The organism is Rahnella perminowiae (assembly GCF_019049755.1).
Lineage (GTDB): Bacteria > Pseudomonadota > Gammaproteobacteria > Enterobacterales > Enterobacteriaceae > Rahnella > Rahnella perminowiae.
On record NZ_JAFMOS010000414.1, the window covers coordinates 1 to 8,311 of the forward strand.

At 54.1% G+C, this 8,311-nt stretch carries 8 protein-coding genes; 6 read left to right on the forward strand and 2 right to left on the reverse strand.

The window, feature by feature from the left end; translation table 11 throughout:
* On the reverse strand, nt 1–364 hold a 364-nt coding region (locus tag J1785_RS06095; RefSeq protein ID WP_217219040.1), incomplete at its 3' end, for a hypothetical protein.
* Between the two features lie 162 nt (nt 365–526).
* On the reverse strand, nt 527–1,189 hold the full coding sequence (exoX, locus tag J1785_RS06100; RefSeq protein ID WP_217219041.1) for an exodeoxyribonuclease X: 663 nt from the start codon (nt 1,187–1,189) through the stop codon (nt 527–529).
* Nucleotides 1,190–1,577: 388 nt separating this feature from the next.
* Here exoX and J1785_RS06105 point away from each other — a divergent pair, with 388 nt between their 5' ends.
* From J1785_RS06105 to J1785_RS06130, 6 genes are all read left to right on the forward strand, one after another.
* Nucleotides 1,578–2,732 (forward strand): mandelate racemase family protein, encoded by a 1,155-nt coding sequence (locus J1785_RS06105; RefSeq protein ID WP_217219042.1) that lies wholly within the window; start codon nt 1,578–1,580, stop codon nt 2,730–2,732.
* A 98-nt stretch (nt 2,733–2,830) separates the two neighbouring features.
* Nucleotides 2,831–4,426, forward strand: coding sequence for an ABC transporter substrate-binding protein (locus J1785_RS06110; RefSeq protein WP_129953730.1), 1,596 nt, complete (start codon nt 2,831–2,833; stop codon nt 4,424–4,426).
* A gap of 41 nt (nt 4,427–4,467) precedes the next feature.
* Nucleotides 4,468–5,484, forward strand: a complete 1,017-nt coding sequence (locus J1785_RS06115; protein WP_129953729.1) for an ABC transporter permease — start codon at nt 4,468–4,470, stop codon at nt 5,482–5,484.
* Nucleotides 5,481–6,386: an ABC transporter permease gene (locus J1785_RS06120; protein WP_217138798.1), complete on the forward strand. Its 906-nt coding sequence runs from the start codon at nt 5,481–5,483 to the stop codon at nt 6,384–6,386. Before J1785_RS06115 ends, J1785_RS06120 begins: the two co-directional genes overlap by 4 nt.
* A complete protein-coding gene (locus J1785_RS06125) occupies nt 6,358–7,224 on the forward strand; it encodes an ABC transporter ATP-binding protein (protein WP_129991132.1) in 867 nt (288 codons plus the stop codon). The genes J1785_RS06120 and J1785_RS06125 overlap by 29 nt, the downstream gene beginning before the upstream one ends.
* 24 nt (nt 7,225–7,248) lie before the next feature.
* The gene (locus J1785_RS06130) at nt 7,249–8,019 is read left to right on the forward strand and encodes an ABC transporter ATP-binding protein (protein ID WP_217157009.1); all 771 of its coding nucleotides are present in this window, start codon (nt 7,249–7,251) and stop codon (nt 8,017–8,019) included.
* Nucleotides 8,020–8,311: the final 292 nt, after the last annotated feature.

The following is an 8,311-nucleotide window of genomic DNA, read 5'->3' on the forward strand; positions in this document are numbered from 1 at the left end:
TCACGACACTGAGTGTCCCTATCGTTGTCGCGGATGCTGAATGCCAAAATTTTATTACGACGCAAGTGATGAAAAAAAAGCACATTGAGCTGAGGCTCAATAAACTGATTGTTTCATTTTGAGTATAGAGAAACCTGGCCTTCCGTGGCTGTTTTTTAACAAACTTTCTGGTAAATAACGCCCGGATCTTAGGTCCTGAAATTTTTTCCCAAAAAAGATAAGCTAAACAAGCCAGAACACCTATTATTGCAATGATATTGAATAAATAGTTGTTTTTCGGAGTTATGACCAAAACAGAAAGATAAATAAGAATGACTTGCAAACGAAAAGCTAAAGTTAAAAGTGATTCTTTGGATTTTTGCATTGAACGGATCAACTCCCTCTATAATTTGTGCCGGGTTAAGGTTTACGGCAGAATTTGCTAAATTCAATCGTTCAGCGGCGGTTTTGACCGCTATCAACCGGCTACCTCAGGTTAGGGTAACCGGCCGTGAGCAGATGCCGGGAAATATCATAAATTCAGAGGTTATTGCCCTTCCAGATAATGCTTCAGTGTCATGCGTAAATCAGGGGTGAGTTCTTTGATGTTGTTCAGCATCCAGCGCAAATACATCGGGTCGTCTTCAGCGATTTCGGCAATTTTCCTGCCGCGATATTTGCCGAACATCATGGTGCTGACTAAAGCAGGGCGCCCGGTAATGGTCACCATTTCTTCGGGCGTCCAGCCTGATTCTTCCATGATGCGGATAAGTAACGCGGCGGTGATGTAGCAGTCAAACAGTGCGCGGTGATGATGCAGATCCGCAGGCGTTGCCACTTGCAACTTGAGAGATTTGTAGAGCGCCATGTTGCTGTATTTAATTCCCGGCCATAAACGGCGCGCCAGTTTCACGGTGCAGATCCAGTCGCCCTGCATTTCAGGCAACATGCGTTGGTCAAAACTGGCGTTGTGAGCCACATAATATTGACTGCCGTGATAACGTGGAACGATCTCCTCAATCCACGGTTTATCGGCCACCATGGCCTCGGTAATTTTGTGTATTGCCATCGCCTGATGGCTGATAGGACGGTCTGGCCTCACCAGATCACTCATCGGGTTGACGATTTTTCCGTCTTCAATATCGACCGAGGCCACCTCCACGACGCCGCCTTGTAATCCACAAGTTTCGGTATCAATAACGCGCAACATATCCCACTCCGGCTGTTCACCAAGCACTTTCTAAAAACACTAGCCTAACGGATTGGCTTCATTGTGCCCACTTTTCTCCTCACAAAGTGAAGACCGGGATATTCCCCTACACCCCATCCGACTATTTCCTGTACAGATCACATTTTACCTTACTTTCGTGAAAATGCTCACAGTCTCCCGTGCATATGCCCAAACTTACCCGCAAATTTTCGGCTTTTAGCCGTGGAAATGCGCCCGTAAAGTGGCTAACTTCGATAATGAAACACCATTTTATTATTGTTGGATTGCGATTTTAAAGCAGGGTGAGTGCGCTCACGCTGCTCAATGAATGCGCAGTTACGGAGCGCTCCGAAGAGCGTCAACTCTCTCAGTAATGGCAGGTATCGCTGTGAAAATAAGTTCTGTTGAAGTCTCTGTTTTTACTTATCCGACCCGTCGCGTTTCTGACAGTGCGGGTCATTCTCATCCGGGTGAAGAAAGTCAGGCGAAAATGGCCATGTTAACGATCACCACTGACGAAGGCGATTGTGGGTATTCGTTCGCGCCGCCGGAAGTGGTGCGTCCGCACGTTGTGAATGCCTTTTTCAGAAAAGTGCTGGTGGGTCAGAACCCGTTCGACCGCGAACGGCTCTGGCAGGATCTGGTGCACTGGCAGCGCGGCAGTGCACATCAGCTGACCGAGCGGGCGCTGTCGTTTGTCGAGCAGGCGTTGTGGGATCTTATCGGTCGCAAACTGAATATGCCGGTGCATAAACTGCTGGGCGGATTCCGCGAAAAAGTCCCGGCGTACGGCAGCACCATGTGTGGCGATGAACTGAAGGGCGGGCTATCGACGCCGGATGAATTCGGGCAGTTTGCCGAAAAACTGGTGGCGCGCGGTTATCAGGCCATCAAACTGCACACCTGGATGCCGCCGGTGGCGTTTGCACCGGATCCGAAAATGGACATCAAAGCCTGCGCCGCCGTGCGTGAGGCGGTCGGGCCGGATATCGAACTGATGCTCGACGGTTACCACTGGTACAGCCGCAGTCAGGCGCTGACCATCGGTAAGGCGCTGGAAAAACTCAACTTCGCGTGGTTCGAAGAGCCGATGGAAGAAGAGAGCATGGCGTCCTACGCGTGGCTGGCAGAAAATCTGTCTATTGATGTGATCGGGCCGGAAAGTCTGGGTGGTAAGCATCACAGCCGTGCGGACTGGGTGAAAGCCGGTGCCTGCGACATCTTACGTGCCGGTGCCAACGGCGTCGGTGGCATATCGCCGTGCATGAAAGTCGCCAGTCTGGCGGAAGCGTTCGGTATGGATTGCGAAGTGCACGGCAACGGCGCAGCCAGTCTGGCGGTGGTCGGCGCCATCCGTAACTGTCGCTGGTACGAACGCGGCCTGTTGCATCCGTTCCTGGAATATGACGAGCCTGCGGCGTATCTGAACAGCATTGTTGACCCGATGGATGAACACGGCTTCGTGCATCTTTCTGATCGCCCCGGCCTGGGTGAGGACATTAATTTTGATTACATAGAAACCCATACCGTCAGCCGCGACTGACCTGCGGGCAGAAAAATAATAAACCTCTGACTCTACCCGGAAGGTACATCATGAACTCTGGCAAACCGTGGGGCGCGTGGCTTTTCGCGCTCCTGCTGATGACGTCTGGCTGGACGGCGCAGGCAAAAACGCCGCCCGACCAACTGATCATCGGCATGAACATGAATAACCTGTTAACGCTCGATCCGGCTGCGATGACCGGCAATGACATTGTCGGCATCGTGGTCAATCTCTACGACCCGTTGATTGAGCTTGATCCGCAAGAACTCACCAACGTACGACCGGCGCTGGCGACCTCGTGGGAGGTCAACGACGCCCGTAACCTCATTACGTTTCATCTGCGCGATGGAGTGAAATTCCACTCCGGCAATCCGGTCACCGCGAACGATGTGGTGTGGTCGATGCGCCGCATTTTGCATCTCAATCTGGCACAGGCCTCGGTGTGGAAATCCTACGGCTTCAGTAAAAAGAATGTCGATGAGATGGTGCGTTCGCCGTCTCCCGGTGTCGTCGAAATTCAGTTACCTAAACCCAATGACCCGAAACTGGTGATTTACTCACTGGCGGCGCTCGGCAGCGTGGTGGCGCTGGACAGCAAAACCGTGCAGGCGCATGAAGTGAACGGCGACTGGGGCAACCGCTGGCTGACCACTAACGAAGCCGGTTCCGGGCCATTTCGCCTCGACAACTGGCAGGCAAAAGACGTGCTGAACATGAGCCGTAATCCGCACTACTGGCGCGGTGAACCGAAACTGTCGCGTGTGGTATTCCGTCATTTTCAGGAATCCCAAACCCTGCGCCTGATGATTGAAAAAGGCGATCTGGATATTGCCAATAACATGGCGGTATCCGATGTGAAAGCGCTGAGCCACGACCCGGCCATGCAGGTCGATCAGGTGAAAAAAGGCACTATTTATTACGTGGCGATGAGCATGAAAGAGCCGCATTTCGCTAACCCGAAAGTGCGTGAAGCGGTGCGCTATCTGATTGATTATCAGGGTATCGGCAAGGCGCTGATGAACGGTTATGGCATTGTGCATCAGCGTCCGATTCAGGTCGGTATGCCTGCAACATTGCCGGATCCGGGCTATACGCTGGATATCCCGCGCGCCAAAACCTTGCTGGCGGAAGCCGGTTATCCTGACGGTTTTGACACCACGCTGCGGGTGCTGGCCGATCAGCCGTTCCTTAATATCGCGATTGCGGTGCAGTCTACGCTGATGCAGGCGGGGATCCGCGCCAAAATCGTTACCGGGACCGGCAACCAGATTTACGGCGCGATGCGTGAGCGCAAGTTCGACATGCTGGTCGGGCGCGGCGGCAGCGGCGTGGAACCGCATCCGCATTCCAGCCTGCGTGCGCTGGTCTACAACCCGGATAACAATGATGCCGCGCGGCTGACCAATTTTCAGGGCTGGCGCACCGGTTTCTATGACAAACAGCTGAATACGGATATCGATCAGGCGCTGCTTGAACGTGACCCTGAGAAACAGAAACAGGATTACTTCGCCATTCAGGAACGTTACGACGCGCTGATCCCGGCGCTGGTGCCGCTCTCGCAGATGGTCGACTCCATCGTGGTGCGCAGGGATGTGAAAAACTATCTGCCCCATCCTTCCGCGACCACGTTCCTGCGTGACGTTTATAAAGACAATGCCACCGATGTTCCGCCAGCCGGAGGTAAAAAGTTATGACCATGCAAATTCCTGCTCCTGTTTCAAAGCCAACGGTGCGGATGACCTTTCCCGCCGGACGCATCGGTAAGCGGCTGGTGCAGGTGGCAGTCACGTTGTTCGGCCTGCTGCTGCTGACGTTTTTTATTGGTCGCGTAATGCCAGTGGATCCGGTACTGGCAATTGTCGGACCGGACGCTGACCACAGTACCTATCAGCAGGTTTATCATCAGCTTGGTTTTGATAAACCGTTATGGACGCAGTTCGGCATTTACCTTTCCGGGCTGGCGCACGGTGATTTAGGGAATGCGCTACTGACCGGTAAACCCGTGACCCAGGACATTCTGCGGGTCTTCCCGGCCACCATGGAACTGGCGACGCTGGCGATCCTTCTCGGCGCGGGTGTGGGTATTCCGCTCGGTGTGCTGGCGGCGGCAAAACGTAACAGCCTCGCGGATTATGGGGTGCGTATCATCAGTCTGGCCGGTTATTCCACCCCGATATTCTGGGTCGGCATGATGGGCTTACTGGTGTTTTACGCCTGGCTGGGCTGGGTCGGCGGTGCCGGACGGGTAGATTTCAGCCTTGACGGACAGGTCACGCGCCACAGCGGCTTTATGCTGATCGACGCGCTGATCGCCGGAAACTGGGAAGTGTTTCGCAACGCGCTCAATCACCTGATTCTGCCGGCGTCACTGCTCGGTTTTCACTCGTTAGCCTACATCAGCCGCATGACCCGTAGCTTTATGCTGGCGCAGCTTTCGCAGGAATTCATTATCACCGCCCGTGTGAAAGGACTGAGCGAATGGCATGTGCTGTGGAACCATGCGTTTCGCAACATCCTGGTTCAGCTGTTAACCGTGGTTGCGCTGGCATACGGCTCGCTGCTCGAAGGCGCAGTGCTGATCGAAACCGTGTTTTCCTGGCCAGGTTTTGGTTCTTATCTCACCAGCAGCCTGATGCTGGGCGACATGAATGCGGTGATGGGTTGCGTACTGGTGGTGGGCATGATTTTCGTGGTGCTGAATTTGCTCTCCGACCTGCTATATCAGGTCTTTGATCCGAGGACAAAAGTATGACGATTTCCCTCGATTCCGTCACGCTCAGCGCGGGCGACGAAAAACGCCAGCGTGTGAAACGGGCGCTTGGCCGCGCAGGCCATTTCCTGTGGCAGATGGCGCGTAATCCGCTGACTGCTATCGGTGGTGCGATAATACTGATGCTGATGATTGTGGCGGTTTTCGCACCGTGGATTGTATCGTTTCATCCGCTGGTACAGGATTTAAACAATGCGCTCAGCCCGCCGTCGGCGGTGCACTGGTTTGGCACAGATGAGTTTGGTCGCGATATCTTCAGCCGTCTGGTGTATGGCTCGCGCATCACGCTGTATATCGTGCTGCTGGTGTCGGTCACCGTCGGGCCGCTTGGTTTGCTGCTGGGCGTCACCGCCGGGTATTTTGGTGGCAAAACCGACATGGTACTGATGCGCGTTACCGACATCTTTATCTCCTTTCCGAGTCTGGTACTGGCACTGGCGTTTGTCGCCGCCCTCGGGCCGGGGCTGGAACATGTGGTGATCGCCATTACGCTTACCGCCTGGCCGCCGATTGCCCGTCTGGCGCGAGCCGAAACGCTCTCTCTTCGGCAAGCCGATTTTATTTCGGCGGTGCGTTTGCAGGGCGCGAGCCCGGTGCGGGTGTTGTGGCGTCACATTGTGCCGCTGTGCCTGCCGTCTGTGATTATCCGTATCACTATGAATATGGCGGGGATTATCCTGACCGCTGCGGGTCTGGGCTTCCTCGGCCTCGGTGCACAGCCGCCGGATCCGGAGTGGGGCGCTATGATTTCCAGCGGCCGTGCTTACATGATGGAGTGCTGGTGGGTAGCAACGATCCCCGGTCTGGCGATCCTGATTAACAGCCTGGCGTTCAACTTTTTAGGAGATGGCTTACGTGACATTCTCGATCCCCGAAATGACTGACGCTCCGGCGTTACTCGACGTGCAGGACCTGCACGTCAGCTTTGTGAATGGCCGTCAGATCACGCAGGCGGTACGCGGTGTTTCCTTCCAGCTCGGGCGCGAAAAACTGGCGATTGTCGGTGAATCCGGCTCGGGTAAATCCACCATTGGTCGTGCGTTGCTGCATCTGCATCCGTCTAAAGCGCGTATTACCGCCAATAAAATGCAGTTTGCCGATGTGGATTTACTGCACGCCAGCCCGTCGCAGATGCGGCAGGTACGCGGCAAGCGGATTTCAATGATTATGCAGGATCCGAAATACTCGCTGAATCCAGTGTTGCGCGTGGGTGACCAGATTGCCGAGGCGTGGCGTTCGCACCACAAATGCTCCTATAACGATGCCAAAAACAAAGTACTGAACATGCTCGACGTGGTGCGTATCCGTGACCCGGAACGCGTGTACGGCTTGTATCCGCACGAGATTTCCGGCGGTCAGGGACAACGTATCATGATCGCGATGATGCTGATCACAGACCCTGAAATGGTGATTGCCGATGAACCGACCTCGGCGCTTGATGTCTCCGTGCGTTTACAGGTGCTGGCGCTGCTTGATGACCTGGTGAATACCCGGGGGCTGGGACTGATATTTATCAGTCATGATATCAATCTGGTGCGCAGTTTCTGCGACCGCGTGCTGGTGATGTATGCCGGACGTATTGTCGAATCCATTGCCGCCACCGATCTGGATAACGCGCAGCATCCGTACACCCGTGGCCTGCTTGACGCGCTGCCGGATATGGATAACCGCCGTTACCCGCTGCCGGTGATGCAGCGTCAGGCCAGCTGGCTGACCGATTAAGGAGCACCAATGCAACAGAAAATCATGATCGACGTGCGCAACCTGAACCTGACTTTTGGTGAAGGTGCGAAAAGCGCGCAGGTGCTGACAGATGTGGACATTGCCGTGCGCGAGGGTGAGATTTTCGGGCTGGTGGGTGAATCCGGTTCGGGCAAAACCACGGTGCTGAAATGTCTGGCAGGGTTGTTTACTCACTGGAAGGGGGAATTGGAAATCGACGGTCAGCAGCTTGAACACCGCATTGGCCGGGAGCGCTGCAAACTGGTGCAGATGGTATTTCAGGATCCGTACGGTTCACTTCATCCGCGTCACACCATCGGCGACATTCTGGAAGAGCCGCTGCAAATCCACCGCATCGATCAGCGGGAGCAGCGGATCAATACCATACTGGAAAAAGTCGGTCTGAACCGCGCTTTCCGCAGCCGTTATCCGCATCAGCTTTCCGGCGGTCAGCGCCAGCGGGTGGCGATTGCGCGGGCGCTGATCCTTAAACCCCGCGTATTATTGCTCGACGAACCGACTTCTGCGCTGGATGTCTCCGTACAGGCGGAAATCCTTAATTTACTGTTCGATCTTCAAAAAGAGGAAGGGTTGACGTATCTGATGGTGACGCATGATCTGGGCGTTATCGCCCATCTATGCCAGCGTGTCGCGGTGATGAAATACGGAAAAATCCGCGAAACGCTGGACACTGGCGCCCTGCTGGGCGGCGATATCCGTGATGATTACACCCGCACGCTGGTCGATGCCAGCCGTGATTACAGCCGCGAAATGGCAGCGAAAGTGATGTTATAAGGTGAGGTAAGGATAAAGGTCGCTGTAACGCCAATGGTGCAGCGGCCTTTTTACTTTTTATTCCTGATCCTGCCCAACGTAATTCCCGGCCATAAACGGCGCGTCAGTTTCACGGTGCAGGAGTTGCGCCACTCACATCAGCAAAATTTGTTTCAAGATGTAATTTATCCGCGTAAATGAGAAATTCATATTAGCAAAGAGGGGGCAAAAATTATTAAGAATGGTCTTAATCACCGGGTATTCATTCTTTTTAAAGTAAAATGAATTCAATATAATGAAAGAAACTTCTGTA